The following is an 18,134-nucleotide window of genomic DNA, read 5'->3' as shown; positions in this document are numbered from 1 at the left end:
TATGGACAAGCATCACCACAACCCTGTTTTGCGCTTATCTCCCAAAGCCACCGTTCTGGTCATCCTGGCATCCTGCGTGGTGCTGGGCGGCGGGGTGCTGCTGTGGCAGGGGGGAGGCAAGCGCATGCCTGCCGCGGCGGCCGCGACGCAGGCCTCTGCAGCCAAGACGCGTCAGCATCTGTTCCATCCCAGCGAAAAGCAGCGTGCAGCCTTCACCGTGCAGCAGGTGCAGAGCCGACCGTTCCATGCCGAGGTGGTGACTGAAGGCAAGATCGCCCTGGACGAAAACCGCCTCACCCGCATTTATTCGCCATTTGGTGGACGCGTGACCGAGCTGCTGGTCAATTCCGGGGACAAGGTGCAGCGCGGGCAGAAGCTGCTATCGGTGGAAGCCTCGGACTCCATCGAGACGCAAAAAGACTTTATCGCCGCCCTGGGCGACCACCGCAAGGCCAAGTCCCAGTTCGAGCTGAGCGCTGCGGTGGAAGCCCGGCTCAATGCCCTGCACAAGGACGAAGCCGCCTCGAAAAAGGACTGGGATGAGGCGCGCGCAGCCCTGCTGGCGGCGCAAAGCGACCTGCGTTCGGCCGAGATTGCGCTGCAGGCCGTGCGCAGCCGTCTGAAGCTGCTGGGCAAGACACCGGCCGAGATCCAGAAGTTCGAGAACAGCGGTGTTATCTCATCGGATGCCCCGGTGTACTCCCCCATCGCCGGCGTGGTGCTGCAGCGCAATGTGGGCCCGGGCCAGTTCGTGGACGGCGGCTCGGGCGATGGCGAGGCGCCGCTGCTGATCGGCGACATCTCCAAGATCTGGTTGCTGGCCTTTGTGCGCGAAAGCGATGCTGCAGCCGTTCGCCTGCAGCAGCCCGTGGACTTCACGGTGCTGACGCTGCCCGGGCAGACCTTCAATGCCAAGGTCAGCTATGTGGGCTCCGCGCTGGACGGAGACAGCCGCCGCCTGCTCGTGCGCGCCGTGGTGGACAACCGCGACGGCCTGCTCAAGCCCGAAATGTTCGCGCAGGTGCGCATCCTGACCGGAGAAACCGCGCCCAGCCTGGCCGTGCCGCGCGAGGCCGTGATCCACGAGGGCGATGCCACCCGTGTCTGGATCATGAACGCCGACGGCAGCGCCGAGCTGCGCAGCTTCAAGGCCGGTCTGGTCAATGGAGACTGGATGCAGGTGCTCGATGGGCTTCAGCCCGACAACCAGGTCATCACCGCGGGCAGCCTGTTCATCGACCGCGCAGCCGCCCTGGCTTCTGCAAGAGACAACAAGTAAGCCATGATCCACGCACTCATCAAATCGGTCCTGCAGTTGCGGGGTCTGGTCATCGCCATGTTCCTGGTGTTGCTGGGAGTGGGCGTGATTGCCTTCACCAATCTCAACATCGAGGCCTACCCGGACCCTGTGCCGCCTGCCGTGCAGGTCATTACGCAGAACGAAGGCCAGTCGGCCGAGGATATCGAACGCTACATCACCATTCCGGTCGAGACCGGGCTGACCACGGCCCAGCATTTGAGCGCCATCCGCTCGATCTCGCTGTTCGGCCTGTCCGACGTGCGTCTGCAGTTCACCTATGACCTGACCTACGAGGAAGCACTGCAGAAAGTGCTGAACCTGCTGGCCCAGCTGCCGCCGCTGCAAAACGGCGTGCAGCCCGAAATCTCGCCCTGGAGCCCGATTGGCGAGGTGTACCGCTATCAGCTCGTGGGCCCTCCCGGCTACAGCGTGCTCGATCTGCGCACGCTGCAGGACTGGGTGGTCGAGCGGCGTTTTCGCGCCGTGCCCGGCGTGCTGGACGTGTCGAGCTGGGGCGGCAAGACCAAGGTTTTCGAAGTCCAGGTCGACACCAGCAAGCTGGCGGCCTTCGGCCTGACGATGCCGGAGCTGGTGGAAAAACTCAATGACAGCAATGTCAACGTGGGAGGCCAGACCGTCAACGTGGGCCAGCAGTCGGCCGTGGTGCGCGGCGTGGGCCTGATCCAGCATATCGACGACATCCGCAACACGCTGCTCACGCAGTCGAACGGCAATCCGGTGCGGGTGAGCGACATCGGCGAGGTCAAGGTCAGCCAGCTTCCGCGTCTCGGTATTGCAGGGCGTGACGACAACGACGACATCGTGCAAGGCACGGTGCTGATGCGCCGCGGCGAGAAAAGCACGCCGGTCATGGCTCGCGTGAAAGCCGAGGTGGAACGCATCAATGCGTCCGACCTGCTGCCGCCAGGCGTGCGCATCGAGCGCATCTACGACCGCAGCGAGCTGATCGCAATCACCACCAAGACGGTGCTGTTCAACATCCTGTTCGGTGTGCTGCTGGTGTTCGGCGTGCAGTGGTTGTTCCTGGGCGATCTGCGCAGTGCCGTGGTGGTCGCGTCGGCCATTCCGTTCGCCTTCTTCTTTGCCATCGCAATCATGGTGCTCAGAGGCGAGTCGGCCAATCTGCTGTCGCTGGGGGCGATCGACTTCGGGTTGATCATCGATGCCACGGTGATCATCGTGGAGAACATCTTCCGGCATCTATCGGGCCATGCGAACAATGGCGAGCATGGAGACTCGCAGGCACCGCTGGCGCCCGTGCCCGCCGGCTTTACCGGCAAGCTGGCTGCTATCTACCGCGCCTCGACCGAGGTAAGCAAGCCCATCATGTTCGCAGCCATCATCATCCTGGCCGGCTTCCTGCCCTTGTTCACGCTCAGCGGCGTGGAAGGCCATATCTTCGGGCCCATGGCGCAAACCTATGCCTATGCACTGGCCGGCGGCCTGATCGCCACCTTCACGGTGGCTCCGGCGCTGAGCGCATTGCTGCTGTCGGAGAACGCCGAGCACCGCGAAACCTGGTTTGTGCGCAAGCTGCGCTGCATCTACCTTCCGGCGCTGCGCGCTGCCATGGCGAACAAGTTCACCACGGTGGCCGGGGCTGCCGTGCTGGTGCTGGCCTCGCTGATCGGTATCCGTGGGCTGGGTCTGGAATTTCTGCCGACGCTGGAGGAGGGCAATCTGTGGGTGCGCGCCACCATGCCGTCTTCGATTTCGCTGGAGGCCGGCAATGACACGGTGAACCGTATCCGCCGCATGATCTCGGCGCTTCCCGAGGTCGACACCGTGGTCTCGCAACAAGGCCGCACCGATGACGGCACGGACTCCAACGGCTTCTTCAACGCCGAGTTCAATGTGCCCTTGCTGGCCCGGGCGCACTGGCGTCCCGGCATGGACAAGCCGCGCCTGATCCGCGAACTGGGGGCGCAGCTGGAGGAGGAGTTCCCCGGCGTGGAGTTCAATTTCTCCCAGTACCTGCAGGACAACGTGGCCGAGTCGATATCGGGCGTGAAGGGCGAGAACACGGTCAAGGTGTTCGGCTACGACCTGGATCAGCTCAAGGCGACTTCGGAGCAGATCAAGGAGGTGATGAGCGAGGTTCCGGGGATCACTGACCTGAGTGTGTATACGCTGCTCGGCCAGCCCACGCTCAATATCCAGGTGGACCGGCTGGCAGCGGGCCGCCATGGCCTGAGCACCGGGGACGTCAATACCGCAATCGAGGCGGCCATAGGCGGCACTGAAGCGGGCAATCTGTTCGAGCGAGGCAGCGACCGCTTCTTCCCGATCCGGGTGCGACTGGCGGCCGAGTACCGCAACGACATCGAGGCCATCAAGCGCCTGACCGTGGGCGCCAAGGACGAAGAGTCCGGCCGTGTGCATCAGATCCCTCTGAGCGAGATCGCCAAGGTGGAACTGGTCTCGGGTCCGGCTTTCATCTACCGCGAAGGCCAGCAGCGCTACATTCCCATCAAGTTCAGCGTGCGCGACCGCGACCTGGGCGGTGCCATCCACGAGGCGCAGGAGCGCATCGCCAAGCTGAAGCTGCCACCGGGCTATCGGCTGGAATGGGCCGGCCAGTTCGGCAATCTGCAGGACGCCATCGATCGTCTGACCGTGATCGTGCCGGTGACGCTGGTCCTGATTGCGCTGCTGCTGTATGCCACTTTCGCCTCGTTCACGGACACGATGCTGGGCCTGAGCGTGATACCCATGGCCATGGTGGGCGGTGTGTTTGCGCTGTTCGTCACGGGCACGCCCTTCAGTGTCTCGGCGGCGATTGGCTTCATCGCGCTCTTTGGTATCGCGGTGATGGAAGGCATCATCCTGCTGTCGTACTTCAACCAGCTGATGGCGCGCGGGCGGGAGCGCTCGGCTGCGGTGCTCGAGGCCTGCGAGGTGCGCTTCCGTCCCGTGATGATGACCTGCCTGGCGGCCGCCGTGGGGCTGCTTCCGGCAGCCTTCTCGACGGCCATCGGTTCACAGGTACAGCGCCCGCTGGCACTGGTGGTGGTCGGTGGCATCAGCATGGCGCCGCTGCTGGTGCTGATCGTCTTCCCGGTACTTATCTCGCTGTTCTCGCGCCGGGACCGCAGCGCTGCGATGGCCGGGTGATTCTTGGCGTCCTGAACCAGGAGAGCAGCCGGCGCAGCGCCGGCACTTCGGCCCGCTGTTTGAGCGGGCCGCTTGATATGTGGGGTTACTCGCCCAGCTGACCTTCGGTCAAGGTGTCGAGCTGGAAACGTCCCGACTTGTCCCACAGCCAGGTGTCGGTATAGGTCACGCTGCGACCCGGCGCAGGAAAGGGCGCGGCGGAGCGCACGGCCCGCTCGATTTCGGCCACCACTTCGGGAGCGTGACTGGGCTTGCGCATCCAGTGCAGGTTTTTCACACGGCCCTGGCCGTCGAGCTGGACCTGCAACACGCCGATTGCATACAGCATGGGCGGCAGCATGCCCTTGTAGATGCGGCCCGAGTTGCGCTCGTACAGATGCTGGGCGGCCTGCTTGCGATAGCTTGGGCTGGCCTTGTCGGCAGGCGTCGTGCCTATGGATGGGCTTTGAGGCGCGATCTGGCAGGCGGTCAGCACTGCGGCAACGGCAGCCATCATCCCGGCCCGCAGCCAGTTCATGGGGCGGCGGACTGGTTTGGCGCGGGAGGGGTCGTGGGTTTCGGACATGACGCCAAGCGTAGCCGTAAATGGGTGGGGGCCGCAGCCTTGGGGCTGAATTCTGATGCCTCCCCGTGAAAAATCTGCAACCACTCGTCAGACAGGGCCCGGATATGCATCCGATTAAGGTGCTCATACGCTTGCTTGTCTATTGCGGACCGGAAAATGCATGAATATCGGTCATCAAAGCAATCGGCGTTCAGTCATGTGGAGCGAAACACAGCAAGGAATCTTGAACCGTCTGGCGCAGCAGCCGCTGTGCCGGGTGCAGGTGCAGGCCACCCGTGGCTCCGTGCCCCGTGAGGAGGGGGCCTGGATGGCTGTGTTTGCCGATGAGGTGATGGGGACGATAGGCGGGGGCCATCTGGAATGGCAGGCCATTGCTCTGGCGCGCCAGTTGCTGGTGCAGTGGGACGAGGATTGCGCCGCCTCGCGCGAGCATGTCCAGCGCTATGCGCTTGGCCCCAGCCTGGGCCAATGCTGTGGCGGTGCTCTGGAGCTGCACTTCGAATGGTTTGAGGCCCGCGATGCCCAGCGTCTGCGGGCCTTGATGCCAGAGCCCTCGCAATGCGTGGCCTTGTTCGGTGCGGGCCATGTGGGGCATGCGCTGGTGCGCATTCTGCGCAGCCTGCCGTATCGGGTGATCTGGGTGGACAGCCGCGATGCAGTCTTTCCCGTGCAGGAGCAGATTGGCGTGCAGTGCGAGCATTCCGATCCGGTCCAGGCCGCAGTGGCGCAGCTGCCGCCGCAGTCGCAGGTGCTGAGCATGAGCTTCAGCCATGCTGAGGACCTGGAAGTGGTGGCCCAATGCCTGTTGCGCCAGCGCGAGCGAGGAGACCTGCCTTTTGTGGGGCTGATCGGCAGCAAGACCAAGTGGGCCAGCTTCAGCAGCCGCTTGCGCAGCCGGGGCTTCAGCGACGAGGAGCTGGCTCACATCACCTGCCCGATCGGCGTGCCGGGCATTACCGGCAAGGAGCCCGAGGTGATTGCGGTCGCGGTGGCGGCACAGCTGCTGCAGCGCCTGCCTGCGAGCTGATGGTGCGGGGTGTGCCCTGATTTGGTGCATTGGGCATGCAGGTAGCCGGTTGCATGCCCTAAAAAGCAGGCCCGATACTTGCTCATGACTCTCGTACTAGGGAAATCTCTAGGGTGGTTTATCCCGAATTCGAGAGTTGTAGCAGCAAAAATTGCATACACTTTCGGTCGACAGAATGGTCGCAGCGGTGCCCCGTGTGTAACGTCCGGGAGCGCGGCCTTTTCTTCTGCTCAGAGCGCCCGCAGTGGTGAGCAGGTTGTTCGGCAGCCCCACGCTGCCAAGGTTCAGAGCTATGGAAAGCTACATTCTCGACTGGGCCGGCCTGCTGTTGCGGTGGCTCCACGTCATTACCGCGATCGCCTGGGTCGGTTCCTCCTTCTACTTTGTGTTCCTGGACAGCAGCTTGACGCCGCCCGTGGATGATGACCTGAAAAAGCAGGGCGTCAACGGCGAACTCTGGGCTGTGCACGGTGGCGGTTTCTACCACCCCGTGAAGTTCAATGTGTCTCCTCCCAAGATGCCGGATCACCTGCACTGGTTCTACTGGGAAAGCTACACCACGTGGCTGTCCGGTTTTGCCCTGCTGACGGTCTCCTACCTCTGGAACGCCAACATCTATCTGGTCACTCCCGGCGACCCCAATGCCATGAGCACCGGCGCTGCAGTGGCTTCGGCTCTGGGCTTCCTGGTGGTCTTCTGGCTGCTGTATGACTTCATCTGCCGCACCTTCGGTCAGAAGAAGAATGGCGATGCCACGGTCGGCGCCATGGTTCTGGTGCTGGTGTGTATCGCAGCCTATCTGGCCTGCCACATCTTCCCCGGCCAGGCTGCCTTCCTGCTGATGGGCGCGATGATCGCGACCTCCATGAGCGCCAACGTGTTCTTCTGGATCATTCCTGGCCAGCGCAAGGTGGTGGCATCCCTGAAGGCTGGCGAGCCCGTGGACCCGCGTCACGGCCAACGTGCCAAGCAGCGCAGCGTGCACAACACGTATTTCACGCTGCCGGTGCTGTTCGCCATGCTGTCCAACCACTACGGCTGGCTGTATAGCCACAAGATGAACTGGCTGGTGCTGATCGGCATGATGTTTGCCGGCGCTGCCATTCGCCAGTTCTTCGTGATGCGCCACGGTTACAAGCTGGGCCGCAACAACCACCCCTGGCCTTACGCTGCTGTGGGCGTGGCTGCTCTGCTGGCCGTTTTCGTCTGGCTCAAGCCCGTGCCCGCTCCCGTTGCTGCAGCGCCTGCCGCTCCTGCTCCGGCCGCGACTGCTGCTCCCGCAGCGCCCGCTGCCACTGCCGAGCCAGCAGCTCCCGCCGCCGAAGGCGCAGCCACGGCACCTGCAGCCGCAGCACCAGCTGCCGCTGGTGGCGAAGGCTTCGCCAAGGTCAATGCCATCTTCCAGCAGCACTGCGTGGTCTGCCACGGCACGGCCATCCAGCAAAAGGCTGTCCGTCTGGACTCGCCCGACGCTGTGAAGTCGCACGCTCAGCAAATCTACCAACAGGTGGTGCAGCTGAAGAAAATGCCTTTCGGCAACCCTGGCGCACTGTCCGAGGACGAGCGCAATCTGATCAAGACCTGGTACGAGTCCGGCGCCGCCGTGAACTGAGTATGGGCTTGTGAAGCGCAAAAGCCGCAGTTTTCACTGCGGCTTTTTTGTTGCTTACCATGCCTTGTTGACGTGGCTCAACATGAATCGGCGAAAAGACCGGCACAGTGCAGCCTATGTTCACCATGCCCTCCATGTCGCAAATCGCTTCCACGTTTGGGCAGCCCGAGAGCTTTGCTCCAGGCTACTGGCTCAGGCAACGTCGTAAATCCCTCGATTCGGTGCTGTACCTGGAAAGCGGCAGCGTGATGCTGGGTGTGGGACAGGATTCAGCCATGCGCCATCACCTCGGACAGGTGGAAGGGCCGGCTTGGCTGGACGCGGCTTTTGCACTGCAGGATCGCCCTTCCTGCCTCGATATGCAGGCACAGACCGCAGGGCGCATCTACATCATTCCTCTGGCGCGCTTTCTCGGTGCTGTGGCGGAGCTGGCCCCGGCCGTGCAATACCTGCTCAGGGATATGGCCAAGGCCTATTGCTCGCAGACCGATCTGGCGGTCAGTCGTCTGTCGCAGGATGCAGAAGCCCGCTGTGCCCAGTGGTTGCTGAGCCATGCCAGTCCGGCTGGAAACGGCATTGGCTTGCGTGTCACCCTCAAGGCGCGCAAACGCATGATTGCCGCCCAGCTGGGGATTGCACCGGAAACCTTCTCGCGCGTGCTCAGGCAGTTGCGGGAGCATGGTCTGATTGCCGGGCGGGGCAATGTCATTGAATTGCCCAGGCCGGGCGCTCTGGAAGTGCTGGCGCTGGGGTAAATACCGGGCCGGGCCCCTGGGCCCCGCAACGTCTGGCAATGCGCTGACTGGAGTCGCTCGGCGTAGCATTTATCGACAACCTCCGGGGTTTCCTCTCGTTGGGTTGCAGACATCGGCTCTCTATATTGAGGCCCATGTCAGATGCTGTCCTCTCACTGCCATCAGAGCCGCCCTGGGTTGCGCCGCCGCAGCCAGAGGAGGCTGCTGCCGTAGCAGATGCTGGCCGGGTACGCAGAGGGCCCGGGCCCATGCTGCGCAGCATGGTGCTGGTTGCCATGATCGCTGTGCTGCTGGCCGGCACCGGCGCTGCGGGTTGGGTGGCCTACTCCCTGCGCCGGGCCGTCACGGATGGAGCCTTGCCGGCGCAGACCAAGGCATTGGAGTACGCGGCGCGTTCGCTGGCCTTCAGGGTCGAACAGCAGCAAAAGCCCTTGCATGCTCTGTCCGCTGTGCTGGCGGGGCATATGCACGACTCCCAGGAGTCTCTGGAGGCCTTGCTCAGGCAGCCCGCATCCATGGCGCAGCAGTACGAGCAGATCCAGCTTGCCAATGGCAAGGGGCAGTTGCTGGTCAATCTGCGCCAGGAGCAGGCGCTTTCCGCAGAGCAGCTCGACGAGCCGCTGCGCGAAGTGCTCAAGCGCTCGCTGGCAGAGGGCAAGCCCATTACTCAGGCCTGGGTGCGTCCCGGTGATGCAGGGCTGCAGCTGGAGTTTCAGAACGTGGTGCCGGTGCGCGATCTGCAAGGCAGGCTGCAGGGGGTTCTTGGCGGCAGCTACCGGGCACCCTTGTCGGTTTTGTTTTCGCTGGAATCCACTTCTGCCGAAGCGGGTGGTCAGTTGCTGCTGATTGATCGCGATCTGCGTCCGCTGGCTTTCAGCAGCAAGGGACAGTGGCAATTGCCGGTCGCTGCGGGCGATGCCGTGCTGCCGGGCGGAATCGATCGGGCCTGGCTCAAGATGGCGCAGGCCGGTGCGGTCAGCGAGCAGAGAAACAACCAGCTCTGGAGCGCCATGCCTTTGCCCTGGGCGCAATGGACTTTGCTGAAGGTCAGCGATGTCCAGGAATGGGTGCCCGGAGTCTCGGCCAGGATGATGGGCTGGCTGGCCACGGCCTTGCTGGCATTGGCCGGACTGCTGGGTGTGGTGCTTTGCCTGATCGCCTATCCGTTGACGGCCTTGTTTCGCTCGGCAGAGCGGGCTTCCCGACGCGGCTTGATGCTGGAGATGGATTCGGCCACCCGGGGCGCCAACTGGTGGCATGGCCTGTCCGATCATGACTGGGGAGAGGCCCAGACTCTGCGCTCTGCCTTGCAGGCCCTGGGTGGCGGATACGAGGCGCATGGCGAGCAGGAGCGTGAACTGCAGATGCAGCTGCAGACCTTGATGGACTATGCCCCTGTGGGGCTGATCGTGACGCATGGCTCCACGGTGCAGCGTGTGGGCATGCAGGCCGCCAGGGTATTGGGCTATCAGCCTCGGGAAATGCAGGGCCTGGCCGTGCGTGACTTGTGTGCCAGCGAGGCCGACTATGAGGATTTGATGGGGCGGGTCCGGCGTGCACTGGATACCTACGGACAGTTTGATGGCGAAGTCTGCCTGATGCGCAAAGATTCAAGGCCGATATGGGTGCGAATTCACGGCCAGAGCATGCTGCGCATGCACCGGGCCTGGGAACAGTCGGGAAAGGCGCTGGATGGCCAATATCTGGTCTGGGAGCTCGAGGATGTGACCACTCAGCGCCAGTTGCGCGAGCAATCGAGCTGGAAAGCCATGCACGATCCCTTGACGCGCCTGCCCAACCGCACGGCTTTCGCCTTGCGGCTCAAGGAATGGCTGCAGGAATATACGAGCCGCGACTATCTGGAAAGCATGGGGCGAGCGAATGCGATCTCGCGCTCCCAGAGCGAACCCATGGTGCATGGCATCGTGCTGTATGTGGATCTGGACCACTTTTCCCAGGTCAATCGTCAGGGAGGGCGCGAGGTGGGCGACGAGGTGCTCGGTCATATCGCCCGGTTGATCGAGTCCACGGTGCGCCCCCATGGCTGGGTCGCCAGGGTGGGGGGCGATGAATTTGCGATTCTCATGGCCGGAATCAGCCGGGAAGAAGGAATGCGCCATGCGCAACTGCTGTGCATGGCCATCCAGGACTGGGAGGGCTCCTACCAGGGTCAGCGCTATATGTTGAGTGCCAGCATCGGCATGTTGCTGCTGGATGCCAGCTACCACACTGCGGCCAGCGCCTTCAAGGGGGCCGACATGGCCTGCTATGCCGCCAAGCGCAAAGGGCGCAACCGCGTGGAAGTGATGACGGCGGCGGTCTGAGCCGGATTGAGCATGCCGAATTCAAGGCAGATATGACGGCTTAGAGGGCAATCCCTTGGCTGCTCAAAGGGGCTGACTGAGTTACGCTCTGCGGCTGCTTTGTATACAAAATGGATGAGGCTGGCCGTGCCAAGTGCCCGGATGGCCGTGACCTATGCGCGACCAGACCTTGTTCGACAAGATAGATTTGCACCTGATCAGGGTGCTGCACACGGTGCTGACGGAGCGCAGCGTCTCCAGGGCGGCCCTGCGGCTGGGCATGCACCAGCCGGCGGTGTCGGCCGCCTTGCGGCGTCTGCGCGAACTGGCGGGCGATCCTCTGCTGGTGCGGTCAGGGGCACAGATGCAGCCTACCGATGTGGGTCTGCGCATGGTCCAGCCTTCGGCAGACATTCTGCGTGCCGCCGAAGGACTGTTCAGCGATGCGCGGCATTTTGACCCGCGTACCTCGACGCGTACTTTCCGCATTGCGGCCAGTGACTATCTGGATCCCCAGTTCCTGCCGCGGCTGATGTCGGCCATGAAAGCGCAGGCCCCGCATTGTCCGGTGGACTTTCTGCCGCTGAGCGCCGAGGCGCATTACGAGGGGCAACTGGCCGATGGCGAGATCGATGTGGTCATCGGCAACTGGCCGCAGCCTCCGGAAGGTCTGCACATGGCCAAGCTGTTCGAGGACGAGGTGGTCTGCCTGGTCAGTCCCAAGCATCCGGCAGTGCGCAGGGGCTGGGATATACAGCAATGGCTGGAGGCCGAGCACATTGCGCCTACACCGGCCTATCCCGGTGCCCTGGGCGTGATAGACGAACAGTTGGCGGGCATGGGCCTGAGTCGCCAGGTGGTGGCACGCTGCGCGCATTTCAGTCTGATACCCGACATGGTGGCATCAAGCTTGCTTGTCATGACCTCGGGCAGATTGTTCTGCGAGCGTTTCAGTGAACGTCTGTCCCTGGCCATATTGCCTTGCCCTGTGGAATTCCCCCCGTTGGTCTATTACCAGCTCTGGCATGCGCGTTCACATGCTGGTGCCGCCACACGCTGGCTGCGAGAGGTGGTTCGCAATGTTGCACTAACGCTGCGAAATCAATAGCTTGTATCGTATTCCTGTTCAGCGCATAGAGCCTGTTTGAGTCAATTTGTTATTTGAATTGAGAGACAATCCAGCGATGAATCCCCCCCCGACACATTCCCCCTCTGCGAGTGCGCCTGCGCGTTTGCAGTTGGAGGGTATTACCAAGCGGTACCCGGCTGTGGTTGCGAATAGCAAGGTATCGCTGAAAGTTAAGCCCGGCGAGATCCACGCCATCCTGGGCGAAAACGGCGCTGGCAAGTCCACGCTGATGAAGATCATCTATGGTGCGGTCAAGCCTGACGAGGGCGCCATCCTGGTCGACGGCAAGCTGGTGCAGATCCGCAATCCGCAGGAAGCCCGGGCACTGGGTATTGCCATGGTGTTCCAGCATTTCAGTCTGTTCGACACGCTGACCGTGGCGGAGAACGTCTGGCTGGGCCTGGACAAGAGCATTGCACTGGCCAAGGTGATCGAGAACATTCAGGCCACGGCTCGCGATTACGGGCTGGAGGTGGATCCGCATCGCCCCGTGCACACGCTTTCCGTCGGCGAAATGCAGCGTGTGGAAATCATCCGTGCCCTGCTGACCAATCCCCGGGTGCTGATTCTGGACGAGCCCACCTCGGTGCTCACGCCCCAGGCGGTGGAGATGCTGTTTGTGGTGCTGCGCCGCCTGGCTGCGCAAGGCTGCTCCATCCTCTATATCAGCCACAAGTTGCATGAAATCCGCTCGCTGTGCACGGCCTGTACGGTGCTGCGCGGCGGCGTGGTGACGGGGGAGTGCAATCCGGCCAACGAGACCAATGCTTCGCTGTCGCGCATGATGATCGGCTCGGAGCCGCCGGAGCTGGAGCACCGCACGGCGAATACCGGCGATACCGTGCTGCGCGTGCAGGGGCTGTCGCTCAGGAGCCAGGACCCTTTCGGTGTCGATCTGCAGAGCATTGCGCTGCAGGTGCGTGCGGGCGAAGTCGTCGGTATTGCAGGCGTCTCCGGCAACGGCCAGAAGGAGCTGATGTATGCGCTGTCCGGCGAGGACACACGCTCCGAGGCAGAGGCCGTGCAGTTGCTGGGCAAGGGCGTCGGACGCATGGGGCCGGGTCGGCGCCGTGGCATGGGCCTGCATTTCGTGCCGGAAGAGCGTCTGGGGCGCGGAGCCGTGCCCAGCATGGGCCTGGCCCACAACCTGTTGCTGACGCGCAAGACCGCAGTGGGCAAGGGCGGCTGGATCCGCATGGCGGCGCTGCAGGCGCAGGCGCGGGACATCATCGGCCGCTTCAACGTCAAGGCTGGCGGTCCGAACTCGGCCGCGCAGTCGCTTTCGGGCGGCAATCTGCAGAAGTTCATCGTGGGTCGTGAAATTGATGCCAAGCCGCGTCTGCTCATCATCTCTCAGCCCACCTGGGGGGTGGATGTGGGGGCTGCGGCGCAGATCCGGGGCGAGATTCTCAAGCTGCGCGACCAGGGTTGCGCCGTGCTGGTGGTCAGTGAGGAGTTGGACGAGTTGTTTGAGATTTGTGACCGCCTGCATGTGGTGGCCAAGGGCCGCCTGAGTCCTTCGGTGGATAGAGCGGCTGCCACGGTGCAGCAGATTGGCGAATGGATGAGCGGCCTGTGGGGTGCGGCGGCGGTGCAGGGAGGTGCCCATGCTTAAGCTGGAACAACGCCCCCAGGCATCCAGATTCTGGACTTATGGCTCGCCGATTCTGGCATTGCTGATCACCGTGCTGGTCGGGGTCTGCCTGTTCGCACTGCTGGGCAAGGATCCGGTCAAGGGCTTGCAGGCCTTTTTCTGGGAACCCATCAGATCGGGCTATGCCCTGGGCGAGCTGGCCGTGAAGGCCACGCCTTTGCTGCTGATCGCGCTGGGGCTGGCCGTGTGCTTTCGCTCCAATGTCTGGAATATCGGTGCAGAAGGCCAGTTCGTCATCGGTGCGGTGGCTGCGGGCGGCATTGCCTTGCTGGCCGACAAGACCACAGGACCCTGGATCGTGCCGGCCATCCTGATCGCCGGCATGCTGGGCGGCATGGTCTGGGCGGGCATCGTCGCCTTGCTGCGCGACCGCTTCAACGCCAACGAAATTCTGGTCAGCCTGATGCTGGTTTATGTGGCCACGCTGGTGCTGGGCTATCTGGTCTACGGTCCCTGGAAGGATCCCATGGGCTACAACTTCCCGCAGACCAAGAGCTTCGAACGCGTCACGCAGATTCCTCGGCTGGTGCAGGGCATGCGCATGAATATCGGCGTCATCATCTCGCTGCTGGGTGCCGGTCTGCTGTGGGCATTCCTGTTTCGCACGCGCGCCGGCTTCGCGCTGCAGGTCGGTGGCCTGGCGCCGTCGGCGGCACGCTATGCCGGTTTTTCCTCGCGCAAGGCGCTGTGGACGGCGTTGCTGATTTCCGGCGCTACAGCCGGTCTGGCGGGGGCGCTGGAAGTCGCAGGCCCCCTGGGTCAGCTCACGCCCTATGTGCCCGCTGGCTACGGCTTTGCGGCCATCATCGTGGCCTTTGTGGGGCGCCTGCATCCTGTGGGCATGATTTTCTCGGCCATTCTCATGAGCATGTTTTATATCGGTGGCGAGCTGGCGCAGTCGCGTCTGGGCCTGCCCAAGGCGCTGACCGGCGTCTTCCAGGGACTGCTGCTGTTCGCGCTGCTGGCTTGCGACACGTTGGTGGCCTATCGCATCCGCTGGGTGGCGAAAAAGGTCGGCGGCGCCATTTCTGCAGTGAAGGGAGCCTGATCCATGGAATCCTATGCACTGCTGCTGGGCTCCACCCTCAGCGCCGGCACTGTTCTGGCGCTGGCGGCCCTGGGCCTGCTGATCAATGAAAAATCGGGCATCGTCAATCTCGGCGCCGAAGGCATGATGCTTTGCGCCGCCATTGCCGGTTTTGCCGCTACCGTGCACACCGGCAATACTTGGATGGGCTTTGGCGCGGGCATGATCGCCGGGGCCTTGCTGGCCGCCATCTTTGGCGGGCTGGTGATCTGGTTCAACACCAACCAGTACGCAACCGGTCTTGCGCTGTCGCTGTTCGGCGCAGGCTTCTCGGCGTTTGTGGGCCTGGGCTATGTACAGGCCAAGCTGCCCGAGCTGCCCAAGTACTCGATTCCTGGCCTGGCAGATCTGCCGGTCGTGGGCCCGGCCTTGTTCACACTGCACCCGCTCGTATACGGTGCCATCGTGCTGGCCACCCTGATGGTCTGGTTTCTGTACCGCACGCGTGCGGGCCTGGTGTTGCGCTCGGTCGGCGAGTCGCCATCCTCGGCCCATGCCCTGGGCTACCCCGTGCGACGCATCCGTCTGATGGCCGTGATGTTTGGCGGAGCCATGTGCGGTCTGGCGGGCGCCTTCATCTCCGTGGTCTACACGCCGCTGTGGGTGGAGAACATGGTGTCGGGCCGAGGCTGGATCGCTCTGGCGCTGACGACATTTGCGACCTGGCGGCCGGCCCGCGTCCTGCTGGGTGCCTATCTGTTTGGCGGAGTGACCATGCTGCAGTTCCACCTGCAGGCCACGGGGGTTCAGGTGCCCAGCCAGATTCTGTCCATGCTGCCTTATCTGGCCACCATCGTGGTGCTGGTGCTGATCTCGCGTAATCCGACCTGGATTCGGGCCAATATGCCGGCCTCCCTGGGAAAACCCTTCTACCCTGGAGCGTGATGCCCAAATGTGGTGCAATCCGCTTTTCAAAAATAACGAGAGGACAACTCCAATGACGACTCTGGGCAAACGCGCTCTGATCAAGATGATCGGCCTGTCGGCTGTTTCCATGGCGGTGCTGACCGCTTGCGGCAAGAAGGAAGAGGCTCCTGCAGCGCCTGCCGCCGCACCTGCGGCAGCACCTGCTGCCGACAAGCTCAAGATCGGCTTCATGTATGTGAGCCCCATCGGCGACGGCGGCTGGACCTATCAGCACGAGCTGGGCCGCAAGGCCATTCAGGAAAAGTTCGGCGACAAGATCGAGACTTCCATGGTCGAGAGCGTTCCCGAGTCTGCCGACGCCGAGCGTGTGATGCGTGACATGATCGGCCAGGGCAACAAGCTGGTCTTTGCCACCAGCTTCGGCTATCAGGACTTTGTGCAAAAGGTCGCCGCTGACGCCAAGGATGTGAAGTTCGAACACGCCACCGGCTACAAGACGGCCGACAACGCGGCGGTTTACGACACCAAGACCTTTGAAGGCGCTTATCTGGCCGGTATCGTGGCGGGCGCCATGACCAAGACCAAGACCGTGGGCGTGGTGGCTTCGGTGCCCATTCCCGAAGTGGTGCGCAATATCAACAGCTTTGTGCTGGGCGCCCAGAGCATCGATCCCTCGATCAAGGCCAAGGTGGTCTGGGTGAACGAGTGGTTCGCTCCTCCCAAGGAATCCGAAGCCGCCAACAGCCTGATCAACGGTGGCGTGGACGTGATGTACCAGAACACCAACTCCCCCGCCGTGCTGAAGACGGCCGAAGAGCGCGGTGCCCGTGCCTTCGGCAAGGACGGCGACATGAGCGGCTTCGCACCCAAGGCCCATCTGGGCTCTGCCGTGATCGACTGGACTCCCTACTACAGCAAGGTGGTGGAAGACACGCTGGCCGGCAAGTGGCAGACCGGCAACTTCTGGTGGGGCGTGAAGGAAGGCGCCATCGATCTGAAGAAGATCGCCGACGACGTGCCCCAGGAAATCAAGGACAAGGTGGAGAAGGCCCGCGCCGGCCTGAAGGACGGCTCCTTCGCCGTCTGGACAGGTCCCATCAAGGACAACACCGGCAAGGAGTTGCTGGAAGCCGGCAAGGTGGCGGACGACGCCTGGCTGCGCAGCATCAACTTCTATGTGAACGGTATCGAGGGCAAGGTGCCCGGCGCCAAATAAGCATTGACTGCGGGACGTCCGACCGACGTCCGATCAAAGGCCCCTCGGGGCCTTTCTTTTTGCGCTGTCGTTTTCAGGATACCGGGCTGCAATTTGGCTCGGTTTATGCATATATTGCCCAAGGTGTAACCGGCATCCCAGGTACTGCGCTGTTGCCGGTTTCAAACCTCACTCTTTGTTCCAAGGAAACTTTAATGACTGATTTGCACAAGCGTTCATTGATCAAGGTCGCTGCACTGACGGCTGTGGCCTCGGCCGCTCTCGTGGGCTGCGGCAAGAAGGAAGAAGCACCGGCGCCAGCTGCTGCCCCCGCTGCCGCACCTGCCGCCGCTGCTCCGGAACCTCTGAAGATTGCTTTTGCTTATGTCGGCCCGGTGGGCGACGGTGGCTGGTCCTTTGCCCATGACCAGGCCCGCAAGGCCCTGGAAAAAGAGTTCGGTGACAAGATCAAGACCAGCTACGTGGAGAGCGTGCCCGAAGGTGCCGATGCCGAGCGCGTGCTGCGCGACATGGCGTCGCAGGGCAACAAGCTGGTGTTCGGTACCACCTTCGGCTATATGGACGTGATCCAGAAGCTGGCCCCCGAGTTCGCCGACGTGAAGTGGGAACACGCCACCGGCTACAAGACCGCCGCCAATGTCAGCACCTATGACAGCCGCACTTACGAAGGCGCCTATCTGGCCGGCATCATTGCTGGCGGCATGACCAGGTCCAACACCCTGGGCGTGGTGGGTTCGGTGCCGATTCCCGAAGTCATCCGCAATATCAACAGCTTCACGCTGGGTGCCCAGTCCGTGAATCCCAAGATCAAGACCAAGGTGGTCTGGGTCAACGAATGGTTCAGCCCTCCCAAGGAAACCGAAGCTGCAACCAGCCTGATCAACGGCGGCGCCGACATCCTGTTCCAGAACACCGATTCGCCAGCAGTGCTGAAGACGGCCGAGGAAAAAGGCAAGCGTGCCTTCGGCTGGGATTCGGACATGACGGCCTACGGCCCCAAGGCTCACCTGGGCTCGTCCATCATCAACTGGGCGCCTTACTACATCGACTCCACGCGCAGCGCACTGGACGGCAAGTGGAGCAGCCGCCAGACCTGGTGGGGCGTCAAGGAAGGCGTGATCGACATTGTTTCTCTGGCCGACGACATTCCCGCCGAGATCAAGGCAAAGGTTGAGGACGTGAAAAAGGGACTGAAGGAAGGTACATTCACCATCTGGAAGGGCCCAATCACCGGCCAGGACGGCAAGGAGCTGATCGCTGCCGACAAGGTTGCCGACGACGGCTTCCTCAAAGGCATCAATTTCTACGTCAAGGGCGTGGAAGGCAAAGTGCCCGGCGGCGACGCCAAGTAAGCACTGCCGATCAGGCATCGCGCCGCCTTGTCGCTCCGATTGCGGCTTGCGGCGCATGTCTTCAAGGCAGACCCCTGGTTTGCCGCGTAGTGTTGGCTGTTAACAGTCGTCCAGAAACGACTTGCAGCGACA

13 protein-coding genes are annotated in these 18,134 nt (G+C 62.8%); 12 read left to right on the top strand and 1 reads right to left on the bottom strand.

What is annotated here, in order from left to right:
• Nucleotide 1 precedes the first annotated feature (1 nt).
• A complete protein-coding gene (locus O987_RS20795; RefSeq protein WP_043374505.1) occupies nucleotides 2-1,279 on the top strand; it encodes an efflux RND transporter periplasmic adaptor subunit in 1,278 nt (425 codons plus the stop codon).
• A gap of 3 nt (nucleotides 1,280-1,282) precedes the next feature.
• Nucleotides 1,283-4,435, top strand: coding sequence for an efflux RND transporter permease subunit (locus O987_RS20790; protein ID WP_043374503.1), 3,153 nt, complete (start codon nucleotides 1,283-1,285; stop codon nucleotides 4,433-4,435).
• 85 nt (nucleotides 4,436-4,520) lie between these two features.
• On the opposite strand, the gene O987_RS20785 is transcribed toward O987_RS20790, so the two are convergent.
• Nucleotides 4,521-4,931 carry a hypothetical protein gene (locus O987_RS20785; RefSeq protein WP_019043604.1) on the bottom strand — a complete coding sequence of 137 codons (411 nt, stop codon included), beginning with the start codon at nucleotides 4,929-4,931 and terminating at the stop codon, nucleotides 4,521-4,523.
• A 265-nt stretch (nucleotides 4,932-5,196) separates the two neighbouring features.
• On the opposite strand from O987_RS20785, the gene xdhC reads away from it, so the two are divergent.
• The 10 genes from xdhC to O987_RS20735 all read left to right on the top strand — a co-directional run bounded on the left by xdhC (nucleotide 5,197) and on the right by O987_RS20735 (nucleotide 18,002).
• Nucleotides 5,197-6,027 (top strand): xanthine dehydrogenase accessory protein XdhC, encoded by an 831-nt coding sequence (gene xdhC / locus O987_RS20780; protein ID WP_043374499.1) that lies wholly within the window; start codon nucleotides 5,197-5,199, stop codon nucleotides 6,025-6,027.
• 292 nt (nucleotides 6,028-6,319) lie between these two features.
• Nucleotides 6,320-7,639, top strand: a complete 1,320-nt coding sequence (locus O987_RS20775; RefSeq protein WP_043374497.1) for a urate hydroxylase PuuD — start codon at nucleotides 6,320-6,322, stop codon at nucleotides 7,637-7,639.
• Nucleotides 7,640-7,755: 116 nt separating this feature from the next.
• Nucleotides 7,756-8,394 (top strand): Crp/Fnr family transcriptional regulator, encoded by a 639-nt coding sequence (locus O987_RS20770; RefSeq protein WP_003052471.1) that lies wholly within the window; start codon nucleotides 7,756-7,758, stop codon nucleotides 8,392-8,394.
• 248 nt (nucleotides 8,395-8,642) lie between these two features.
• Nucleotides 8,643-10,718: a sensor domain-containing diguanylate cyclase gene (locus O987_RS20765; protein WP_043374495.1), complete on the top strand. Its 2,076-nt coding sequence runs from the start codon at nucleotides 8,643-8,645 to the stop codon at nucleotides 10,716-10,718.
• A gap of 154 nt (nucleotides 10,719-10,872) precedes the next feature.
• A complete protein-coding gene (locus tag O987_RS20760; protein ID WP_003052476.1) occupies nucleotides 10,873-11,805 on the top strand; it encodes a LysR family transcriptional regulator in 933 nt (310 codons plus the stop codon).
• 76 nt (nucleotides 11,806-11,881) lie between these two features.
• Nucleotides 11,882-13,441, top strand: a complete 1,560-nt coding sequence (locus O987_RS20755) for an ABC transporter ATP-binding protein (RefSeq protein ID WP_043374493.1) — start codon at nucleotides 11,882-11,884, stop codon at nucleotides 13,439-13,441.
• Complete coding sequence (locus O987_RS20750) at nucleotides 13,434-14,528, top strand: ABC transporter permease (RefSeq protein ID WP_003052480.1); 1,095 nt, start codon at nucleotides 13,434-13,436, stop codon at nucleotides 14,526-14,528. Before O987_RS20755 ends, O987_RS20750 begins: the two co-directional genes overlap by 8 nt.
• Before the next feature lie 3 nt (nucleotides 14,529-14,531).
• Nucleotides 14,532-15,452, top strand: coding sequence for an ABC transporter permease (locus O987_RS20745; RefSeq protein ID WP_043374492.1), 921 nt, complete (start codon nucleotides 14,532-14,534; stop codon nucleotides 15,450-15,452).
• 52 nt (nucleotides 15,453-15,504) lie between these two features.
• Nucleotides 15,505-16,650, top strand: coding sequence for a BMP family ABC transporter substrate-binding protein (locus O987_RS20740; protein WP_043006985.1), 1,146 nt, complete (start codon nucleotides 15,505-15,507; stop codon nucleotides 16,648-16,650).
• 194 nt (nucleotides 16,651-16,844) lie between these two features.
• Nucleotides 16,845-18,002 carry a BMP family ABC transporter substrate-binding protein gene (locus O987_RS20735; protein WP_043374490.1) on the top strand — a complete coding sequence of 386 codons (1,158 nt, stop codon included), beginning with the start codon at nucleotides 16,845-16,847 and terminating at the stop codon, nucleotides 18,000-18,002.
• Nucleotides 18,003-18,134: the final 132 nt, after the last annotated feature.

The sequence above is a fragment of the Comamonas testosteroni TK102 genome, assembly GCF_000739375.1.
GTDB classification, from domain to species: Bacteria; Pseudomonadota; Gammaproteobacteria; order Burkholderiales; family Burkholderiaceae_C; genus Comamonas; species Comamonas brasiliensis.
This window is presented reverse-complemented; position numbering and strand designations above follow the sequence as displayed.